Here is a 20,733-nt window from a genome sequence, read left to right as displayed (position 1 = left end):
TTCAATTATCAAGAAATTCTTTGCGCAGCGATTCGGGCGCCAGTGGGAAGCCAAGTTTTTTACGACTTTCGAAATAGGCTTCTGCGACCATCCGGGAGAGCGACCTGACCCGCAGGATAAACCGCTGCCTTTCGGTTACCGAAATGGCCTGACGGGCATCGAGCAGGTTGAAATAATGGGACGCTTTCAGCACTTGTTCGTAAGCCGGCAGAGCCAGTCCACTTTCGATCAGCTTCTGGCACTGTGCCTCACAGTCATCGAAATAACGGAACAGCAATGTTGTATCTGCCTGTTCGAAATTATAGGCGGACATTTCAACTTCATTCTGTTTGAAGACGTCCCCATAGGTGACGACGCCGTTGGGCCCGTTCGTCCACACGATGTCGTAAATACTGTTGACGCCTTGCAGGTACATGGCAATTCTCTCAATCCCGTAGGTTATCTCGCCACTAACCGGAAAGCAGTCGAGTCCCCCGACCTGCTGAAAATAGGTAAATTGCGTTACTTCCATGCCATTAAGCCAGACTTCCCAACCCAGACCCCAGGCTCCCAACGTTGGAGACTCCCAGTTGTCCTCCACGAAACGAATGTCGTGAACAGATGTATCTATACCGAGACTTTTCAGAGAGGCAAGATACAAGTCCTGGATGTTATCGGGAGACGGTTTCAGGATTACCTGAAACTGGTAATAGTGCTGCAGGCGATTGGGGTTTTCACCATAGCGGCCGTCCGTAGGACGCCGACAGGGCTGCACGTAGGCTGTGTTCCAGGTTTCCGGGCCGATTGATCGAAGAAACGTGGCAGGATGAAACGTGCCGGCCCCAACCTCTATGTCCAGAGGCTGCAGCACTACGCAACCGTAATCCGCCCAATACTGTTGTAAGGCGAGAATAAGTCCTTGAAAGGTTTTCAGATCTGGCTGACTGCTCATTCAGAATTCCTGGAGCCGTTATCGGAAATGGGTACCTGGTTGTAAAAAAGGGCTGCAATTATGCTCGATTCCATTAAACATATCTATACCAGCGGGCGGCGCAGGCCATGTCGCAGGTCAGGGGACAAGTTGTTTGTACCGGGATTTTATGGTTCTATTCAGCCACAATTGAAAGGGCCGGGACTGGTTTCCGATTGTCAGCGCTTTTGCGGGCTTAGGCGAAACAACCTCTCTGCCCTTTAACTGCCTTGCCGGGCGACAAACAGCCTCCTACGCAAGCTGAATAGTTATCAACAGACTCCAGTACAGGTGTTGTCATAGACCGTTTGAAGTTCATAGTAGCCCGCTGTCTGTTACAGTTGTGCGCCTGGCTGCCGCTCAGCGTAGTGCAGGGGGTCGCCAGTTTTATCGGTACGGTGATGAATCTCTTTCCGACCCGGATGCGAGAAACCACGCGCCTGAACCTGCGCCAGTGTTTTCCGTCACTGGGTGAAAAGGAAATTCAGACACTTGCGGCGCGAAGCCTTCGGGAAACGGCGAAAACAGCACTCGAGATGAGTAAATGCTGGTTATTGCCCCTGGAAAGAGTATTGAATCTGATTCAGGATGTAGAGGGTGAGGAGATTCTCGAGAAAGCTAGGCGCCACGGCAAGGGCGTCATTCTGCTGGCACCGCATCTGGGCAACTGGGAGGTGTTCGGTTATTTCTTTACTGAACAAATTCCCTCCACTTTCATGTATCAGCCACCCAAGAACCTGTACTTTGATCAACTGATAAAATCTGCCCGCAGTCGTGGTCAGGCACGGCTGGCCCCGACCAATCGCCAGGGCGTGGCTATTCTGCTTAAAGCGCTCAACCGGGGCGAGCTGGTCGGGGTTTTACCCGATCAGGAACCCCCAGAGGAGGGTGGGGAATTTGCTGATTTTTTTAACACACCGGCTCTGACCATGACGCTGGTGTCCCGGCTGGTAGCACGAACCGGTGCCAGAGTAATCTGCGGGTTTGCTGATCGTCTGCCCGGAGGCATGGGCTATCGACTCAAGATTATCGAGGCAGACCCGGCGATCTATGATCCTGATCTGCAACGCTCGGTACAAGGCTTGAACAGAACTGTTGAGCGTTGCGTCAATCAGGCCGTTGATCAATACCAGTGGGAATACAAAAGGTTCAAGCGCAGGCCCGATGGATCGCGTCTGTATCGCTGACCAGGCGTGTACTGAGCTCCAAAAGGGGCAAAGTTCCGCTGCTGCGCGACAGGGAAGCCGAACCGGCTATTTACGCCAGAATGTCGGTGTAAACAGCACCAGCAGAGTAAAAACCTCCAATCGCCCCATCAACATGGCGAGACACAGAATCCATTTGGCAGCTACGGGAAGTTCCCCGTAATTAAGCGCGACATTCTCCAGGCCGGGCCCCAGATTGTTGATACAGGCACCCACGGCGCTGAAAGCCGTAATAATATCCAGCCCGGTCGCCAGCAGTGCCAGCAGCATGGCCATGAAAACCATGACGTAAACTGCGAAAAATCCCCATACTGCTTCTACTACCCGGCCTGGAACGGCAGTTTTGCCAAGTTTGATGGGAATCTCGGCTCTTGGATGAATCAATCGCTGAACTTCCCGCAGGCCCTGCTTGAAGATCAGCAGTATGCGCACCACCTTCATGCCGCCACCCGTGGACCCGGCACAGGCACCAATGATTGCGGCATAGAAAAGCAGATAAGGCAGGAAAGAAGGCCAGGAACTGAAGTCTGCCGAGGTAAAACCTGTCGTTGTGGCAATGGAAACGACCTGAAAAAGCCCTTTGACAAACGCCTCTGCCGGTTCATAGCTGCCGGTAAAGCTGAGAACGGAAATAGTTATCAGTGAAACCAGTAACAGGATGAAGGCATAAAATCGCAGTTCCGGGTCTGCCAGATAATGACGAAAGCTTCGCCGCCCCCAGGCCGTAAAATGCAGGGCGAAATTGATGCCGGCGATAAACATGAAAACCACCGCCACCAGTTCCACCGCAGGGCTGTTGAAGTACGCGATACTGGCATCATGGGTGGAAAACCCGCCGATAGCGATGGTTGCAAAACTGTGAGTGATCGCATCAAACAGATTCATTCCCACCACCCAGTAGGCAAGTGCGCACATGACCGTCAAGGCCAGATAGATATACCAGAGGGCTTTGGCTGTCTCTGCCAGTCGCGGCACCAGTTTGTTGTCTTTTACCGGCCCCGGGCTTTCGGCACGGTATAACTGCATACCCCCAATACCAAGCATTGGCAGGACGGCAACCGCGAGAGCGACGATTCCCATGCCACCGAGCCATTGCAATTGCTGGCGATAAAAAAGTATCGACTTCGGCAGATCATCGATGCCGCTTATGACGGTCGCCCCCGTCGTGGTGAGGCCGGAAAGAGACTCAAAAATCGCATCGGTCGCGGATAGCATGAGTTCCGGTGAAAATAGAAATGGCAGGCAACCGAATGTACCAAGTACCGCCCAGAAAAGGGTTACAATCAGGAACCCATCCCGGGTGTGAAGATCCTGCCTGGAACGAAAGGTCAGTAAAAAGAGAAGCAAACCCACGCTGAATGTTATGACCAGGGGGGCGCCGAATTCAAGATAAGTATTTTCCCGGTAAATTAAAGCCACTATTATCGGTGGCACATTACTGAGAAAGCTGAAAAGCATCAGCAGGATGCCGAGTATCTTTATTATTATTGAAAAATGCATACCGTCCTAAAAGAAGCTGAAGCCTACCTGGAATAAACGTTCTACTTCCGGTATCTGCTTACGGTCTACCAGAAAGAGGATGACGTGGTCGTCGGATTCCACGACGATATCATCATGAGCAATAAGCACCTGCTCGTTTCTGACGATCGCACCAATTGTAGCCCCTTCAGGCAATTCAATTTCTTCAATCGCCCTGCCTACAACTTTTGAGGAATGTGGATCCCCGTGGGCGATGGCTTCCATCGCCTCGGCTGCGCCGCGCCGCAGTGAATGGACATTGACGACGTCTCCGCGTCGAACATGGGCCAGCAGGCTGCCGATGGTCGCCTGTTGAGGGGATATAGCAATATCGATCTCGCCGCCCTGAACGAGATCCACATAGGCCGGGTTGTTGATCAGGCACATGGTCTTTCTGGCGCCCAGACGTTTCGCCAGCAGAGAGGACATGATATTCGCTTCATCGTCATTGGTCAGCGCAAGGAACACATCGGTGTCCTCGATATTTTCCTCAACCAGCAGTTCGCCTTGCGAGCATTCGCCGTTCAGAACGATGGCCTTATTAAGCGTTTCCGAGAGAAAGACACAGCGTTCTTTGTTGCGCTCGATGACCTTCACCTGGTAGCGTTTTTCCAGGTCCTCGGCGAGCCGTAAACCAATGTTGCCCCCTCCGGCTATCATCACCCGGCGGTACGGTTTGTCCATGCGGCGCAGTTCGCTGATTACCGCACGAATGTCATTCCTGGCGGCGATCAGGAAAACTTCATCATCCGCCTCGATAACCGTGGCTCCTTCAGGAATTATGGGTCTATCCCGTCGGAAAATAGCCGCCACCCGGGTATCAACGGAAGGCATGTGTTGTCTCAGCAGGCGTATTTCCTGGCCTACCAGCGGTCCACCATAGTGAGCCTTGACGGCGACTAACTGTACTTTTCCGTCGGCAAAGTCCAGAACCTGCAGCGAACCGGGCAGGTCAATGAGCCGGCTTATGTAATCGGAGACGATATGTTCCGGGCTAATGACGACATCCACTGCGATCCCATCCTGTCCACTGAGCAGCTTGTCGCTGACCAGGTAGGCAGTGGAGCGCAGGCGGCAGATTTTCTTCGGGGTATGGAACAGAGAATAAGCTACCCGGCAGGCGACCATGTTGATCTCGTCGCTTTCTGTCACAGCGATAATCATGTCGGCGTCTTCGCCCCCTGCCTGCTCCAGCACATCGGGGTGGGAAGGCATGCCGGTGATCGTTCCGATATCAATGGAATCTTTCAGTTCGCGCAGCTTGTTGACATCGGTATCAACCACGGTGATGTCATTACGTTCATTGGCGAGAGTCTCTGCCAGTGTCGATCCGACCTGGTTGGCGCCAAGAATAATTATTTTCATGTCTCGTGTCCTGTCCAGCTAACTCGCACACACTCGGCATGCCAGACAACAGTCCTGTGAGTTATTGCCGATGAGGGTCCGGGATGGCCGGAAACTGGGTGCACCCCGCACTATTCCCTGCGGTTTCTCTATTGGGAGTTCTCGCCGAGAGTCCCTGGTATTGACAGCCATCACTTCGCGGCCGTTACCGATTTTTTCAGCACCGCGAAATAGAAGCCGTCAGGTCCCTCCGGATCGGGAAGAAGCTGCCTGCCAAATTCACATTCTACTCCCCAATCGGCCTGAATGGCTTGATGTTTAGCATCCTGACACTGGTGCAGAAAGCGCCCTATAGTGTCCTGATTTTCCTGCCGGAGGACGGAACAGGTGGTATAGAGCATCAGGCCACCTGGTTCCAGGCAGCTCCAGAGACTGTTAAGCAGCACCTGCTGAAGATCGGCCAGCCGCGCTACGTCAGCCTCGGCGCGCAGTAACTTTATGTCCGGGTGGCGACGGATTACGCCTGTTGCAGAGCACGGTGCGTCGAGCAGAATACGCTGGTAAGGACTACCGTCCCACCAGTCTTCAAGCGCAGAGGCATCCGCCACTTTGACTTCGGCCCGCAGTTGCAGGCGCTGCAGATTCTGCTCGATACTGCGGGCTCGATTCCCCTCGATATCTACCGCGGTCAGGGTTGTCAGTAAAGGCTCACTCTCAAGGCAGTGAGCTGTTTTCCCGCCTGGAGCAGCACAGGCATCGAGCACCCGCTGGCCCGGGCTGAGTTCCAGCAGTGCGGGGACCAACTGGGAAGCCTCATCCTGAACACTGACCAGACCGTCCAGGAATCCCGGCAGTTTGTCCACCAGGCAGGGAGAATGAAGATAAATGGCGCTGCCAGCAAGCTGCCCGGGGCGCGCGCTGATACCTTCCTTCTCCAGCATCTGCAGGTAGTCAGTCGTGCTGATCCTGGAGATATTGACCCGCAGGGTCATCGGGGGGCGTTGATTATTGGCATTGAGAATAAGCTGCCAGTGTTCAGGCCAGTCATCCTTGAGCCGATTAATTAACCAGCGGGGATGCAGAAACCGCACTTCTTCCGGGCCCTGATCAAGGGACTGCTGCCACTCGGGTCTGGCATCCACCAGCTTACGAAGAATACTGTTGACCAGCCCTCCGGCCCAGGGTTTCTTGAGCAGCCGGGTGGCCTGTACCGACTCGTTGACTGCGGCGTGGTCCGGTATCCGCATGCAGTAAATCTGGTAGGCGCCGGCTAACAGCAGGGCGTACAGGTCCCGGTCCTTGGCTCGCAAAGGTTTTGTCAGCCGCTTATCCACCGCCTGCTGCAACGCAGAATAATACCGACAGACGCCGTAGCACATTTCCTGAATCAGCGCCGCGTCATCAAGGCCGTCACTATTGCTCGGCTGGCTGCCCAGCGATCCGCTACCGGACAGGAGCCGGCCAAGAATGCGTGCGGCAGCGGCCCGGGACCGGGCTCCGTTGCTCATCAGCGGGCCGTTGCAAGGCTGCTGAGCCGGGTGCCTGGCTGCAGAAGCTGCTGCCTCGCGTTCAAAAGGTCACGAATGGATACCGGGTTTTTCCCCGGCAGCTGGACAATTGATACCAGCAGCCGGCCCTCGCCGCAGCTCACCCGCATGCCTTCCTGGCTGAGGCTGGTGATTTCACCCGGTGCCGCAGTCTGCCCGCCGGATTCAGGCCTGGCTTCCAGGAGCCGCAGGCGGGTGTCGCCCACAAAGCAATAGGCGGGCTGACGACCGATGCCGGCGCGAATCTGCCGGTCAATCTGGCTGGCCGGGCCGTGCCAGTCGATCAGCGCTTCGGACTTGTCCAGTTTGGCTGCGTAAGTGCTGAGATGATCCTGCTGGGGCTCCGCTTTGTCCTGGAGTGCTGTAATATTATCCAACGCATAAGGCAGCGCTTCAGCTCCAGCTTCAATGAGTTTTTGCTCCAGTGACACCCGCGTGTCGGTAGCTTCTATGGGGACGGCCCGGCGTAACAGCATGTCTCCGGTATCCAGCCCGGCATCCATTTGCATTATGGTGATACCTGTTTCACTGTCTCCGGCCAGCAATGCCCTTTCGATCGGTGCGGCGCCCCGCCAGCGGGGCAGCAGGGACGCATGGACATTGATACAGCCAAGGCGGGGAATCTGCAGAATAGCCGGCGGCAGGATCAATCCGTAGGCCACAACGACCAGCAGGTCCGGCTCCAGATCCCTCAGACCCTGCTGGGCCTCCGGTGTTTTCAGGGAAACCGGCTGTCTGACCGGGATTGAGTGCGCCTCGGCCAGGCTCTTCACCGGGCTGGGGACCAGCTTCTTGCCCCGGCCGGCGGGGCGGTCGGGCTGTGTATAGACCGCCAAAACAGCGTGGGGACCGCCCAGTAGCGATGCCAGATGTCTGGCCGCGAATTCCGGTGTGCCGGCGAAAACTAGTTTGAGCGGCGGCATCGTCAAGCGGTGTTCTTGTGTTCTTTTTCCAGCTTCTGCCGGATTCGGTTCCGCTTCAGGGTGCTGAGATAGTCGACAAACAGCTTACCGTTCAGGTGATCTATCTCGTGCTGGATACAGGTGGCCAACAGCCCGTTTGCCGGCAGTTCGAATTGTTCGCCGTCCGCATTCTGGGCGGTGATAATAATCTCCCTGGGCCGGCATACGGTTTCATAAAAACCAGGTACCGATAGGCAGCCCTCATCGTATTCCGACACCTGGTCGTCAATTACTTTGAAATCTGGATTAATAAAGACTTGAGGACTATCTTTATTTTCCGATAAGTCTATTACGAGCAGGCGTTTATGCACGTTAACCTGAGTGGCGGCCAGGCCGATACCCTCAGCCTTGTACATGGTCTCGAGCATGTCTTCGATCAGCTGCCTGAGATCTGCGTCGAACACGGTTACCGGCTTCGCGACAATACGAAGTCGTGGATCGGGGAATTCAAGTATTTGTAAGGCTGCCATAGGTATAAGAGATATTTGATCAATAAAGAGGCCCTGGGTCCGGCCTGTCAATCCGATAATTTGGTTCTGTGAACTGGGACCGGTTCTGATTATACCTTATTGCTAAGATAATCAGCCTCGCAGCCCGTGGAAATTAAGCTATGAAGAGTCAATTGAGCAAAATTCTAGCCGCACTTGTAGTCGCTAGTCTGCTGGTACCCATTAATACGGCCAATGGGCAGGTTAGTTCAGTATTTGTGCGCAATTATCCACAAAGTTATACCGTGCAGGAAGGCGACACGATCCGGCAAATTGCCAGCAAGTTTCTGATAAATCCCGCAGATTGGTCCAATTTCTGGCAGCCTACCCCGTTTCTGGATAACGACCGGGACCTCCGTGGAGGAGACATTGTCCGGGTTGAGTTCATCAATGGTCGGGCCAGGCTCGTAGCCCAGCGGGGCAACCTGCGGATGCAGCGCCTGGAGCCGCAGATGCGGGTTGTCGGGGTAACCAGTGAAATCCCTGCGATTCCCCTGGAAGACATCCAGGCCAGTTTCACCAACAACCGCATCCTGTTGCGTGAGGTTTATGAATCCGCGCCCCATATCGTTTCACCCCAGGGCAACAAGCTGGTGATCGGAACTGGTGACGAAATTTACGCCCGTGGCGACTGGCCGGCTCAGGTCACCAGCTTTCAGATCTATCGGGAACTCAGAGAATTCAGCGACCCGGAAGATCGCAGTATCAACTCTGTGGAATTGTTGACTGTGGGCAGCGCCTCACTGGTGAGCGAGGAGTCCGAAGGAATCAAGCGGCTGCGCATCACCCGCAGCAGTGAAGAGATTAAAGTCGGCGACCGGTTGCTGGTTGGTGAAGAGCTGCGATTCAACTCCGAAATCTACCCCAGCGAGCCGGGCCGCGATATGAGTGGCCGGATTCTGGCCATGACCAGCACTGAGCGGATGGCTTCCCAGCTGGATACAGTGCTGGTTGATATTGGTGGCAGAGACGGGTTGAATCCAGGCGATATACTGGCGATCAGGCAGGTTGGTGAGCAGATTGTCGATGACACAGACCGGGAGAAAAAACCCTTTTTTCAAAGGCTTTTCGCTGTCGCTTCCAACCAGACCATAGAAATGCCTGGACAGGAAGTGGGTACGGTGCTGGTGTACCGGGTGTTCGACCACCTCAGCTACGGGTTGATTCTGACCAGTAGTGAGCCTGCCAGGCTGGGTGACATGGTGGTCAATCCCTGAGTAAGATCGATCAGGGGTTCGATCTCAAAAACCCCTGCCAAAGTTTCTGTCACGATCAGGGAAGATCACGATGGCTACACCTCTGCAATTGCAGTACCTGCAATTGTTCCACTTCGATGGGTTTCCCTATAACACCTACGCACGTCTGATTGGACAATTGGGGTCCATGGCGGCGCTGCGAGATGCCGATACTGAGATTTTTCTGCAGTCGGGTATTGAAGAATCCTGGCGCGAGGTGATCCTTGGTTGCCTGGATAGTGCACCCGCCAGCGTTAACAAGCACGTTTGCCCGACCCTGAGTTGGCTTGACAGAGATGCTCAACACGCGCTGGTCTGCTACGAAGATCCTGCCTACCCTGCTCTGCTGAAAGAACTCGACTGTCCGCCACCACTGCTTTTCGTGATCGGTGATACGACTCAGCTGGGGACCCCGCAGATCGCGATTATAGGCAGCCGCAAAGCCAGTAGAAACGGGAGCCAGATAGCCCACTGGCTGGCCCGTGAGCTGGCTGGTCTGGGTCTGACTATTACCAGCGGCCTTGCCGCCGGAATCGATAGTCAGGCCCACCAGGGTGCGCTGGCAGCTGGCGGGCATACCCTCGCTCTGATGGGCACCGGGGTCGACCGTATCTACCCAGGTCATAATCAGGCGCTGGCCAGGCGAATCTCCCGATGTGGCGCGTTGATTTCCGAGTTTCCTTTGGGCACACCGCCCATGGCCGGCAATTTTCCCCAGCGCAACCGCCTGATAGCCGGTCTCAGTCTGGGGGTTGTCGTTGTCGAGGCCGCGCCAAAGAGTGGTTCTCTCATCACCGCCCGTCTGGCTATGGAAGCAAACCGGGAAGTTTTCGCCGTGCCCGGCTCGATTTTTAACGGCAATGCCAGAGGCTGTCATGGCCTGATCCGGGACGGTGCAAAGCTGGTGGACAGCGTGGAGTCTATAGTGGAAGAGCTCATGTTGAGCGGAGTGTCCAGGGAGCAGGGTGCCGCCAGCCCGGCTTCGGTAGCCGCGTCTCGGGTTGGGAATTCCGGACAAAAGTCGCCCAGCTGTTTCGGCAGTTCATCCGGGGCCTCAGCAGCGAAACTGTGCCCCGAGGAAACACGGATACTGCTGTCGCTGGGGCATGACCCCTGTCCGGCCGATTTGCTCGCGGAACGTTGTGGATTCCCCATCGAAAAAGTGAACCGGCTTCTGCTGAGTCTGGAGCTGAAGGGGCTACTGGTACAGGGCGGCGGTCGTTACCAGTGTACGGACACAAGCCTGCCACCGCTATCGGGCCGGCCGGCAGGGTTTAACTCGTCAGAAGCAGATAATACCGGGAAACAATAAGGTACCTTTGATTAATTTCCGCAATTCTCTGGTCTGCAGGCGAACTCGCTGGCGAGAGGCTTTGCCCCAGGCGCGATGGCTGGCCAGGGCAGTGCAACGAAATCAGCAGGTTTGTCAGAAGGTTCCGCCCGGCGGTACCTCTCGGCCGTAAAAACATACCCGCCAGCCCGGCCTGGGTTACGCAGAAAGTTTTTCGGCAGTCTGTTAGGATGGCAGCCAATTTTTTGCGAGCTTCTGAGTTAACGGGCTTTTCATAGCTCCAAGGCATAGCGAGTGACATGTGGGGAGGCGGCCTGAACAGGCCACGCCGATGAAATCCCGAACCATGGCCAGGTGTTGAGTTCGTCTCCTGGCGCGCCAGTCTTTGCCGTTAACCCGCAAGCGGGATAAAAACTCGATCCAGATTAAAATCAGCCATTCAATTAGCCGATAAACTGGACCACCTCGTTTTACCGCAGAACCCGAAAACGAGGCGGATGGGGTACTGGGCAGAGCCCAGCGCCGGACCGGGTACCACGGTAAATATTTCAGAAAAAGTAAGGGGTTAACACAGTGAAAACCGAAGATATCGCCAGAGTGAAGGACTTTCTGCTGGATCTGCAGGAATCGATCTGCAGCAAGCTGGAACAGGCTGACGGCAGTACGACTTTCCACACCGATCAATGGGACAGGGACGCGGGTGGCAGTGGCATTACGCGCGTAATCCGAGGCGGTGACGTGCTGGAAAAAGGCGGTGTCAACTTTTCCCATGTATTCGGTAAATCCCTGCCTGCCTCGGCATCGGCTACCCGCCCGGAACTGGCTGGACGTGCTTACCAGGCCATGGGTGTTTCCCTGGTGATTCATCCCTTGAATCCATTCGTACCTACGTCCCATGCAAATTTTCGACTGTTTGTGGCGGAAAAAGAGGGGGAACAGCCGGTCTGGTGGTTTGGTGGAGGGTATGACCTGACACCTTACTATGGTTTTGACGAAGACTGTATTCATTGGCACACCACGGCTAAAGAATCCTGTGATCCTTTTGGTGAGGGTATCTACCCGCGCTTTAAAAAAGACTGTGACGAATACTTTTTCCTGAAGCATCGCGGTGAACCAAGGGGAGTCGGTGGTCTGTTCTTCGATGATTTCAACAAACTCGGATTCGAGGAAAGTTTCGCGCTGGTGAAAAATATTGCTTATACCTACACCGACGCCTACATACCAATAATCGAACGTCGGAAGGACACACCCTACAACGAGCCACAGAAACACTTTCAGGAATACCGGCGTGGGCGCTACGCGGAGTTCAACCTGATCTTCGATCGCGGCACGGTGTTCGGATTGCAGTCCGGCGTCGGTCGCACCGAATCAATCCTGATGTCTCTGCCACCGGTTGTCCGCTGGGAATATGACTGGCACCCGGAACCTGGCAGTGAAGAGGAGCGGTTGTACAAGGAGTATCTGGTGCATCGGGAATGGGTCTGACCGGAAAGCCAGAGCCGAATGCCCTGTCGGCCGCCACTCATGTCAAAAGCTGTGTCGCACCGAGACAGTTTGGTATTATCGGAGACGCCCTTATACTAGGCACTCGTAACCGACCTGCCACAAACCGCGGCGTCGGGGCTATTGCCAGTTAACCAGGATATTCATCGTGTTACGCTTTGCTGTAGTCGGCAATCCGGTCAGTCACAGTAAATCACCCGTTATTCACTCCCTGTTTGCCCAGCAGACAGGGATCGAACTTCAGTATACCCGTGAAGAAGTATCAGAAGCCCGGTTCGACGCCTTTGTGAAACAGTTCTTTGCCAGTGGTGGTCGGGGGCTGAATGTCACCGTGCCTTTCAAGGAAAAAGCCTTTCAGCTGGTTGAAAGGCTCACCGCCAGGGCACAACAGGCTCGAGCTGTTAACACGCTTTTTCTGGATGAGCAGAAGCGGCTATGGGGTGATAACACCGATGGAATCGGCCTTGTCAGGGATTTGAAAGGAAATCACAACATTCAATTGCGGGACAAGCGTCTTCTTATTCTCGGCGCCGGCGGCGCGGTAAGAGGCGCATTGGGCAATCTGGCCGAGGAATCCCCCCAATCCATCACCATTGTCAATCGCACCCTCAATAAAGCGCTGACATTGAAAAAAGAATTTGCCGGTCTGGTCAATATCGAGGCCCTGTCTTTTCAGGATTCTATAGAAGGGCCTTTTGACATCATCATCAATGGGACGTCGACCGGATTGCACGGAAAAGTCCCACCGCTGTCTCCTGTTGCGATCGGTCCGGACAGCTGCTGTTACGATATGACGTACGGCAATCAGGAGACTGCCTTCATGCGCTGGGCGGCGCAACAGGGTGCAGCCCTGACGCTGGACGGCCTTGGCATGCTGGTGGAGCAGGCGGCCGAAGCGTTTGCTGTCTGGCTGAATGTAAGACCCCAGACAGCGAGTGTTATTCAGAAGGTCAGAGCTGACCTGGTCTGAATATTTGTAGTACAAACCATTTATCGGGAAATTTATGAACAATCCTTTACTTTCAGAGGGACTCCTGCCCCCTTTTTCCAGGCTGAAGCCCGAGCACATCGAACCTGCGGTAAAACAGGTAATCAGCGAGAATCAATCACAGCTGCGAGAGCTGTTGAGTAAGGAGGATCCGACTCCTGACTGGGGCAGTGTAATTTTTATACTGGATGATCTGGAAGACCGGCTGGACAACCTGTGGTCTACGGTAAGTCACCTTTTTTCAGTCAATAACAGCAAGGAGTTGCGGGATATCTATGACCGTTGTCTGCCATTAGTGACTGAATATTCCACCAATTTATCTCAGAATGATGCGCTGTATAGACGAATTAAGGCACTGCGGGAAAGGGCCGGTGAGTTGAACCTTTCAGATGCCCAGGTCAAGGTGCTGGATGATTATCTGCGGGATTTCAAACTGGCTGGGATTACGCTGGACGAGGACCGGAAGCAGCGGTTCAAGGAGATAGAAAAGCAGCTTGGCCAACTGTCAATGCGCTTCAGTAATAACGTACTTGATGCTACCCATGGCTGGACCCGGCACTTCACGGAGACCGGGCAACTGGCAGGATTGCCTGAAACGGCGTTGGCCGTTGCCGAAGAGGCTGCGCGTCAGAAAGGTCTCGAGGGTTATCTCCTTACTCTGGATTTTCCCTGTTATCATGCTGTTACCACCTATGCGGATGATCACAACCTGCGCCGGGAAATCTACACGGCTTTTGTAACCCGCGCTTCGGATCAGGGGGAAAGTGGTAAAGAGGGTGATCAAGGTTGGGATAATGCACCCCTGATCGACGAAATTCTGGCATTGCGCAGAGAAAAAGCCGATCTGCTGGGGTTCGAAAGCTATGCTGAGCTGTCACTGGCCACCAAGATGGCAGACAATCCGGAAAAAGTTGTCGGATTTTTAGAAGAGCTGGTGGTGCGTGGAAAATCAGTAGCTGAGCGGGAATTCAAAGAGCTCAGCGAATTTGCCGCCACCCTTGGCAAGGACACCCTTGAGGCCTGGGACCTGCCCTACTACAGCGAAAAGCTGCGCACCCACCTTTATGATATTTCCCAGGAGGAATTACGGGCCTATTTTCCTGCCGGGCAAGTGAAGGCCGGCCTGTTCCAGATCGTCGGCAAGCTGTTCGGAATCACCATAGCGCCCAATGCCCAGTACGAAACCTGGCATGACTCCGTGGAAGCCTATGACATTTTCCGGGATGGAGAACTGATTGCCCGATTTTTTCTGGATCTCTATACCCGGGACAGCAAACGGGGTGGAGCCTGGATGCATGGCTGTCGTACCCGGCGGATTCTGGATGATGGCAGTTTGCAATTGCCGGCAGCATACCTGGTCTGTAATTTCAGCGAGGGCAAGGGGAGCAAGCCGTCGTTGCTGACCCATACCGAAGTCACTACCCTGTTTCACGAATTCGGTCATGGTCTGCACCATCTGCTTACCCGCGAGAAAAGTTTACGTGTTTCCGGAATCAACGGTGTCGCCTGGGACGCGGTGGAGTTGCCCAGCCAGTTAATGGAAAACTGGTGCTGGAATAAGGAATCCATCAAGTTGATTTCTTCCCATTATCAGACGGGTGATCCGCTGCCAGAGCAGATGCTGGAAAAAATGCTCGAAGCCAAAAACTTTCAGGCGGGCCTGAAAATGATGCGTCAGCTGGAGTTTGGCCTGTTCGATTTTGAATTGCATCGGGGCCTTGCCAATCTGGGGTCGGGCTACGTGCGTGACACCATGCAGGCCGTCCGGGATAAAACCTCCGTGATTCCCACCCCACAGTTCAACCGCTTCGAAAACAGTTTTTCGCATATCTTCGCCGGTGGCTATGCGGCGGGATATTACAGCTACTACTGGGCCGAAGTACTGTCAGCCGATGTTTTTTCGAAGTTCGAGGCAGCCGGTGTGCTTGACGAAAAGATCGGGCGCAGTTATCTGGATAAGATTCTCAGTCGAGGCGGTGCGGCCAGGGCCCTTCAGCTGTTCAAGGATTTCATGGGGCGTGAACCGCAGATCGATGCTCTGCTGGCCCAGAAAGGTATCCCGTAGCAAAGGATTTCCTGGGGGCACAAAAAAAGCCAGCTGTATGCAGCTGGCTTTTTTGTTGGACGGTCTGATTCAGCAGACCGATCGGGTCAGCCTAGTGAGCTTCTTCCTCTCCGTGACCGCCACCATGAAATTCCTCAATGGACAGAGGCTTGAGGTTAGGATCCTGACCCCGGTACTCAACTCGCGTACCCCAGGTGTACTGCCCTTCTGAGGCCATGAAACCAATAAATAGCAATAACACGAGTGGTGGTCCGAGGATGGTTAAAACCAGCGCCATTCTTTCCCAGAAAGCGTGCATGAAGATAGCGACAATGAACCCGGCCTTCAGGACCATGAAGGTCAGAATCAGAAACCAGCGAAATAAGCCTGGCTCCAGAAAGTCTGTTGCATAGGAAAAGGCACTGAGTACGAACAGGAGAATCCAGACCTTGTAATAGATTCCCAGTGGATGTTGTTGACCTGCTTCCGCTGACATTACTGTCTCTCCTTACCAAAGATAGAAAAATGCAAAAATGAATACCCAGACGAGGTCAACAAAGTGCCAGTAGAGGCCGGCAATTTCGACAATCTCGTAACCTTTCTTTTCGTAGTGTCCCAGATAGACTTTGCGGGCGACGATAAGCAGGTAGATCACACCACCCGATACGTGCAAGCCGTGGAACCCTGTGATCATAAAGAACACCGATCCAAACTGCGATGCGCCAAAAGGATTACCCCAAGGGCGAATGCCCTCCTCGGTGATCAGTTTGGTCCACTCGAAAGCCTGCATGCCGACAAAGGACAGCCCCAGCAGGCCGGTCGCCAACATCAGCAACGCGGTTTTCTGACGATCCCTGCGGTAACCGAAGTTCACCGCCAGGGCCATGGTGCCACTGCTGGTGATCAGAATGAACGTCATAATCGCGATCAGGATCAGTGGGATAGGATCGCCGCCAAAGGACAGAGCGAAAATTTCACTGGCATAGGGCCAGGGCTCAGTCGATGTCCAGCGGACATTCATGTAGCTGGTCAGGAAGCAGGTGAAGATGAATGTGTCACTTACCAGGAAGATCCACATCATCGCCTTGCCCCAGGGCACATGATAGGTTTGTTTATCGGCAGACCAGTCGTCTACCAGCCCGTCTAACCCTGACTTAGGAGCCAGGGCGTCTGTTGCTGCTGTGTCAGTCATGCATTTTTCCCTACAATTTGCCTTGATGTTAATTTAGTTGATTGTTTCAAGCGGCTCAGGTGTTGGCCAGTATTCCAAACAGAACCAGCCACACTACCAGCAAGGCATGCCAGTAAATGGTGCACAGTTCTACGCTGAGCTTGATGTCTTTGGGTTCGGCGCTACCGGACATCAGCTTGATTGAACTTTTGCTCCAGACCCACAGGCCACCAAGCATGTGCAAGCCATGCAGACCGGTCAGCAGGTAGAAGAAGGAATCAGCCGGGTTGGAGGTCATGGTAATGCCGTCCGCACGCAGCCCGCTCCAGACCATCAGTTGTGCGCCAATGAAAGCAATTGCGAAAACACCGCCGCCCAGCAGGCTGGTCTTCAGATTGCGGGTCTCGCCACGCTTCAGCAGGGTGCGGGTCCATTGGAACATAACGCTGCTGATAATCAGCAAGCCGGTGTTAAACCACAGCTGCGCAGGTACCGCCCGACGAGTCCAGTCGGGCAGTTCCATACGAATGAAGTAACTGACAGTGAACAGTGAAAATATCACCGCTACAACCACCAGGAAGAAAGTCAGAGCGACCATTTCCGAGGGTACCGGAAAGGTACCCTCCGGCCGCAGTGGGCCGATGATGCCTTTCCTTTCCCAGGGCTTGTTGGTTACTTGCTTGATGAGGCTCATACATCCGCCTTGGACGCGTCGTGGTCCGGATCGAAATGTGCTTCGTCAAAAGTTGGTTCTTCAGATTCCGGAGTGTTCTGCGGAATGAAGTCCTGGTGAGCACCTGGAACACTGTAATCGTAGGCCCAGCGATACACGGAGGGAAGTTGCGCGCCCCAGTTGCCGTGTGCCGGAGGAGTATCCGGAGTATGCCACTCCAGGGTGGTGGCACCCCAAGGGTTAGGATCGGCTTTCTTGCCGTTCTTCAGACTCCAGATGATGTTAACGATGAACAGCAGCTGTGCTACACCGACGATCAACGCGGCAATAGTAATGTTTGCGTTAAGGGTCTGAGCAGACTCTGGGATGAAGTCGGTGCTGCCCAGGGCGTAGTAACGACGCGGAACACCCAGAAAACCCAGGTAGTGCATCGGCAGGTAGATGGCATAGGCGCCCAGGAAAGTAATCCAGAAATGCCACTTGGCCATGGTTTCGTTGTACATCTTGCCAGACACCTTCGGGAACCAGTGGTAGACCGCTGCGAAGAACACCAGTACCGGAGATACACCCATCACCATGTGAAAGTGGGCAATCACGAAGTAGGTATCTGACAGGGGCAGGTCGATGACCACGTTACCCAGGAACAGGCCGGTCAGACCGCCATGGATGAAGGTGAAGATGAAGCCGATGGCAAAGTACATCGGTACATTCATGCGAATATCACCTTCCCACAGGGTCAGTACCCAGTTGTACACTTTCAACGCAGTAGGTACTGCGATGATCAGTGTGGTGGTGGCGAAGAAGAAACCGAAATACGGGTTCATACCGCTCACATACATGTGGTGGGCCCAGACGATGAAGCTCAGACCGCCAATGGCGATGATCGCCCACACCATCATGCGATAGCCGAAGATGTTCTTGCGCGCGTGGGTGCTGATGATGTCGGACACCAGGCCAAACACGGGCAGGGCCACGATGTACACTTCCGGATGCCCGAAGAACCAGAACAGGTGCTGGAACAGGATCGGGCTGCCACCATTATGGTCGAGGGCCTGGCCCGCCTCCATGATAGCCGGCATGAAAAAGCTGGTGCCCAACAGGGTGTCGAAAGCCATCATGACCGCAGCAACGAACAGGGCCGGGAAAGCAAACAGACCCAGAACTGTGGCAACGAAGATACCCCACACCGACAGTGGCAGGCGCATCAGGGTCAGGCCGCGGCAGCGTGCCTGCAGCACCGTGGTGACGTAGTTCAGGCCACCCATGGTGAAGGCCACGATGAATACTGCCAGGGAGGCCAGCATCATGACAATGCCCCAGTCGTGCCCGGGCGTACCCAGCATGCTGGTTTGCGGAGGATAGAGCGTCCACCCCGCACCGGTTGGCCCGCCGGGGACAAAGAAGCTGATCATCAGGATGATCACCGACACCAGGTAGACCCAGTAGCTGAGCATGTTAAGAAACGGGAATACCATGTCTCTGGCGCCTACCATCAAGGGGATCAGGTAATTACCGAAACCGCCAAGGAACAGCGCGGTCAGCAGATAGACCACCATGATCATGCCGTGCATGGTGACGGCCTGGTAGTAGGCGCTGGGGTCGATCAGGGAAAAACTTTCCGGATAGCCCAGCTGCAGGCGCATCAACAGGGACAACACCAGCGCCACCACGCCAACCGCGACCGCGGTGGTGCCATACTGGATGGCGATCACCTTGTGATCCTGGCTGAACACATACTTGGTTACCCAACTATGCGGATGGTGGAGCTCTTGCTCCTGGTCGGCTAAAGGTACGTAAGCCATTAAAACCTCCTAAAGTACATAAAAAGTTACAGAGGCTGGCGCGGCAGCGGGCCTAATACTGCCGCGTAGTCCTGTAATTGCTATCAAAATCTATCTAGTCTGTAAGTAAAAACCGTTCTTATCGCAATGAGTTCAGGTAGGCGGCGACGTCTTCAACCTCACCCTGGTTTGCCATTGCTGTCGACATCCAGACCATTTGCTCACCGTACATGTCGTTCTCGTGGGCGCCGCGAACCTTGTTACGGAATGCATTGATCTGTTTGACGAAATACCAGTCGCTCATACCAGCCAGGGCCGGTGCGTCGGTGTACCAGGTGCCTTCGGCGTTTTCCAGGTGGCAGGCCGCGCAATTACGTTGATAGATACGCTCGCCATTGGAAACATTGGCACCCGCAATAGTAGGAGTGGCCGGCGTGTCGGTCAGGCTGGCAATGTAAGCCGCCAGATTGCGAATGGCACCGTCATTCAGGCCCATGGCCATAGGGGCCATCATGGCACCGGCGGTGTCACCTTCGCCGCCGCGGACGCCGGTCTTGAAGTAGTTGAGCTGGCGTTCCACATACCAGGATTGCAGACCTGCCAGCTTGGGCGCGTTCAATGCCTGATTGCCCTCGCCGTTCTGACCGTGGCAGGTGGCGCAGGCTGCATAAGCCTGTTGGCCGGCATTTGCGCTCGGAGTGGCCATGGACTGGGTCTGCGCGAAAGTTGGCTGCTGGGCGAGCCAGGCTTCAAAATCGGCCTGTTCTTCAACCACTACGTTGCCACGCATCATGAAATGGGCGATACCACACATCTCTTCGCACATGATGTCGTATTTGCCGGTTTCGGTGGTCTGAAACCACAGGTAGGAAACCAGGCCGGGCACCATGTCCATCTTGACTCGGAACTGGGGGACAGTGAAGTTGTGCAGTACGTCCTTGGAACGCAGCAGGCCGCGAATATTCGTGTCAACCGGCAGGTGGAGCTGGTTTCCGTCGATGACCACGTCGTCCTGACCGTTGGGATCTTCAGGATTTACGCCCCAGGGATTGGCTTCGTTAATGAATTGGGTATCCGCGGTACCCAGAACGCCGTCGTTACCGGGGTAACGGAACTGCCACTGCCACTGGCTGCCGATAATCTCGAAATCGTAGGAATCTTCCGGTGGAGAGACGAAATTGGCCCATACAAACAGGCCCGGTGCCAGCATCAGTACAACACCCACCGCAGTTACGACGGACAGGCTGACCTCCAGCTTGTGGTTTTCCGGCTCATAGACAGCCTTGTGGCCAGGCGCCTGGCGAAACTTCCAGACACAGTAGGCCAGGAACAGGTTCACGGCGATGAACACAAAGCCAGTCACCCAAAACGTCACGTTTATCACACCATCAACCGAACCCCAGTCGGCGGCCAGATCTGTGAAGTACCAGGGGCTCGCAAAGTGGAAGATGATGGAGCCCACAACCAAAACAACAATAACAACTGCTAGAGCCATAATCGACTAGTCCTTAACTTTCAATCAGTAAAACAAGCATGATCCAGCGCACCGCGGAGCAGCCGCTGAGTTAAACCTGTCATTTCATTACTTCGTACTGCTGAATTTGCTCCCGAGCGGAGTATCATGTTGACATTCGACATCGGGTGCGGAAAGTGTAGTGAATTGCCTGATGAGTCATAGACAATCCCGAAAGAGTTGCGCAGCGTTTGCGGGAGCGGTGCCTGCTCGTAGCACCAGAACCCGCGCTTGTTGCCGTTTCCCCCGGCTATTCTTTTTACTTCAAGCTATTCTCTATGACTGCTGTAACTGGACGCACTTTTTGACCGGAAAACCCGAGGGACAATCCAGCGTGAAAAACGTCATTCGAAGCTCACTCACACACCTTGTAAATCCGCAGCAATGCTATAGATTTTTCATTTCTACCGCAAGTAAAGATGGGCGATAAAATGGCAATATGTTGCGATAAATCAACAGGTTTTACTCAAATCGGGATTATCCCCATCGAGGAGTCGCCGGGCTGAGGTGGAAAGGCTGTC

17 protein-coding genes are annotated in these 20,733 nt (G+C 54.5%); 6 read left to right on the top strand and 11 right to left on the bottom strand.

Going from position 1 to position 20,733, the window contains the following annotated elements; all coding sequences use genetic code 11:
* Window position 1 precedes the first annotated feature (1 nt).
* Entirely contained in the window at window positions 2-931 is a 930-nt protein-coding gene (gene glyQ, locus R3F50_06425; GenBank protein MEZ5489939.1) for a glycine--tRNA ligase subunit alpha, read from the bottom strand.
* Window positions 932-1,257: 326 nt separating this feature from the next.
* Here glyQ and R3F50_06420 point away from each other — a divergent pair, with 326 nt between their 5' ends.
* A complete protein-coding gene (locus R3F50_06420) occupies window positions 1,258-2,136 on the top strand; it encodes a lysophospholipid acyltransferase family protein (GenBank protein ID MEZ5489938.1) in 879 nt (292 codons plus the stop codon).
* A 66-nt stretch (window positions 2,137-2,202) separates the two neighbouring features.
* On the opposite strand, the gene R3F50_06415 is transcribed toward R3F50_06420, so the two are convergent.
* The 5 genes from R3F50_06415 to def all read right to left on the bottom strand — a co-directional run bounded on the left by R3F50_06415 (window position 2,203) and on the right by def (window position 7,995).
* The gene (locus R3F50_06415; GenBank protein ID MEZ5489937.1) at window positions 2,203-3,654 is read right to left on the bottom strand and encodes a TrkH family potassium uptake protein; all 1,452 of its coding nucleotides are present in this window, start codon (window positions 3,652-3,654) and stop codon (window positions 2,203-2,205) included.
* A gap of 6 nt (window positions 3,655-3,660) precedes the next feature.
* The gene (gene trkA, locus R3F50_06410) at window positions 3,661-5,037 is read right to left on the bottom strand and encodes a Trk system potassium transporter TrkA (GenBank protein ID MEZ5489936.1); all 1,377 of its coding nucleotides are present in this window, start codon (window positions 5,035-5,037) and stop codon (window positions 3,661-3,663) included.
* A gap of 170 nt (window positions 5,038-5,207) precedes the next feature.
* Entirely contained in the window at window positions 5,208-6,524 is a 1,317-nt protein-coding gene (gene rsmB / locus R3F50_06405) for a 16S rRNA (cytosine(967)-C(5))-methyltransferase RsmB (protein MEZ5489935.1), read from the bottom strand.
* Complete coding sequence (gene fmt, locus R3F50_06400; protein ID MEZ5489934.1) at window positions 6,524-7,486, bottom strand: methionyl-tRNA formyltransferase; 963 nt, start codon at window positions 7,484-7,486, stop codon at window positions 6,524-6,526. Before fmt ends, rsmB begins: the two co-directional genes overlap by 1 nt.
* A gap of 2 nt (window positions 7,487-7,488) precedes the next feature.
* Entirely contained in the window at window positions 7,489-7,995 is a 507-nt protein-coding gene (gene def / locus R3F50_06395; GenBank protein MEZ5489933.1) for a peptide deformylase, read from the bottom strand.
* 140 nt (window positions 7,996-8,135) lie between these two features.
* Between def and R3F50_06390 the strand changes: the two genes are divergently transcribed.
* The 5 genes from R3F50_06390 (at window position 8,136) to R3F50_06370 (ending at window position 15,095) form a co-directional block, all read left to right on the top strand.
* The gene (locus tag R3F50_06390) at window positions 8,136-9,230 is read left to right on the top strand and encodes a LysM domain-containing protein (protein ID MEZ5489932.1); all 1,095 of its coding nucleotides are present in this window, start codon (window positions 8,136-8,138) and stop codon (window positions 9,228-9,230) included.
* Window positions 9,231-9,300: 70 nt separating this feature from the next.
* Window positions 9,301-10,560 (top strand): DNA-processing protein DprA, encoded by a 1,260-nt coding sequence (gene dprA / locus R3F50_06385; protein ID MEZ5489931.1) that lies wholly within the window; start codon window positions 9,301-9,303, stop codon window positions 10,558-10,560.
* 552 nt (window positions 10,561-11,112) lie between these two features.
* Window positions 11,113-12,024, top strand: a complete 912-nt coding sequence (gene hemF / locus R3F50_06380; GenBank protein MEZ5489930.1) for an oxygen-dependent coproporphyrinogen oxidase — start codon at window positions 11,113-11,115, stop codon at window positions 12,022-12,024.
* Window positions 12,025-12,190: 166 nt separating this feature from the next.
* Window positions 12,191-13,012 carry a shikimate dehydrogenase gene (gene aroE, locus R3F50_06375; protein ID MEZ5489929.1) on the top strand — a complete coding sequence of 274 codons (822 nt, stop codon included), beginning with the start codon at window positions 12,191-12,193 and terminating at the stop codon, window positions 13,010-13,012.
* Between the two features lie 34 nt (window positions 13,013-13,046).
* Complete coding sequence (locus R3F50_06370; GenBank protein MEZ5489928.1) at window positions 13,047-15,095, top strand: M3 family metallopeptidase; 2,049 nt, start codon at window positions 13,047-13,049, stop codon at window positions 15,093-15,095.
* A 91-nt stretch (window positions 15,096-15,186) separates the two neighbouring features.
* Here R3F50_06370 and R3F50_06365 read toward each other — a convergent pair whose 3' ends face one another.
* The 5 genes from R3F50_06365 to coxB all read right to left on the bottom strand — a co-directional run bounded on the left by R3F50_06365 (window position 15,187) and on the right by coxB (window position 20,194).
* Window positions 15,187-15,570 carry a cytochrome C oxidase subunit IV family protein gene (locus R3F50_06365; GenBank protein ID MEZ5489927.1) on the bottom strand — a complete coding sequence of 128 codons (384 nt, stop codon included), beginning with the start codon at window positions 15,568-15,570 and terminating at the stop codon, window positions 15,187-15,189.
* A 12-nt stretch (window positions 15,571-15,582) separates the two neighbouring features.
* A complete protein-coding gene (locus R3F50_06360; protein MEZ5489926.1) occupies window positions 15,583-16,266 on the bottom strand; it encodes a heme-copper oxidase subunit III family protein in 684 nt (227 codons plus the stop codon).
* Window positions 16,267-16,321: 55 nt separating this feature from the next.
* Window positions 16,322-16,939: a cytochrome c oxidase subunit 3 gene (locus tag R3F50_06355; GenBank protein MEZ5489925.1), complete on the bottom strand. Its 618-nt coding sequence runs from the start codon at window positions 16,937-16,939 to the stop codon at window positions 16,322-16,324.
* A complete protein-coding gene (locus tag R3F50_06350) occupies window positions 16,936-18,720 on the bottom strand; it encodes a cbb3-type cytochrome c oxidase subunit I (GenBank protein ID MEZ5489924.1) in 1,785 nt (594 codons plus the stop codon). Before R3F50_06350 ends, R3F50_06355 begins: the two co-directional genes overlap by 4 nt.
* Before the next feature lie 118 nt (window positions 18,721-18,838).
* Window positions 18,839-20,194: a cytochrome c oxidase subunit II gene (gene coxB / locus R3F50_06345; protein MEZ5489923.1), complete on the bottom strand. Its 1,356-nt coding sequence runs from the start codon at window positions 20,192-20,194 to the stop codon at window positions 18,839-18,841.
* Between the last annotated feature and the right edge of the window lie 539 nt (window positions 20,195-20,733).

The sequence above is a fragment of the Gammaproteobacteria bacterium genome (assembly GCA_041395725.1).
Taxonomy (GTDB): Bacteria; Pseudomonadota; Gammaproteobacteria; order Pseudomonadales; family Pseudohongiellaceae; genus NORP240.
The sequence above is the reverse complement of the archived record's forward strand: the minus strand, read 5'-3'. Positions and strand labels throughout refer to the sequence as shown.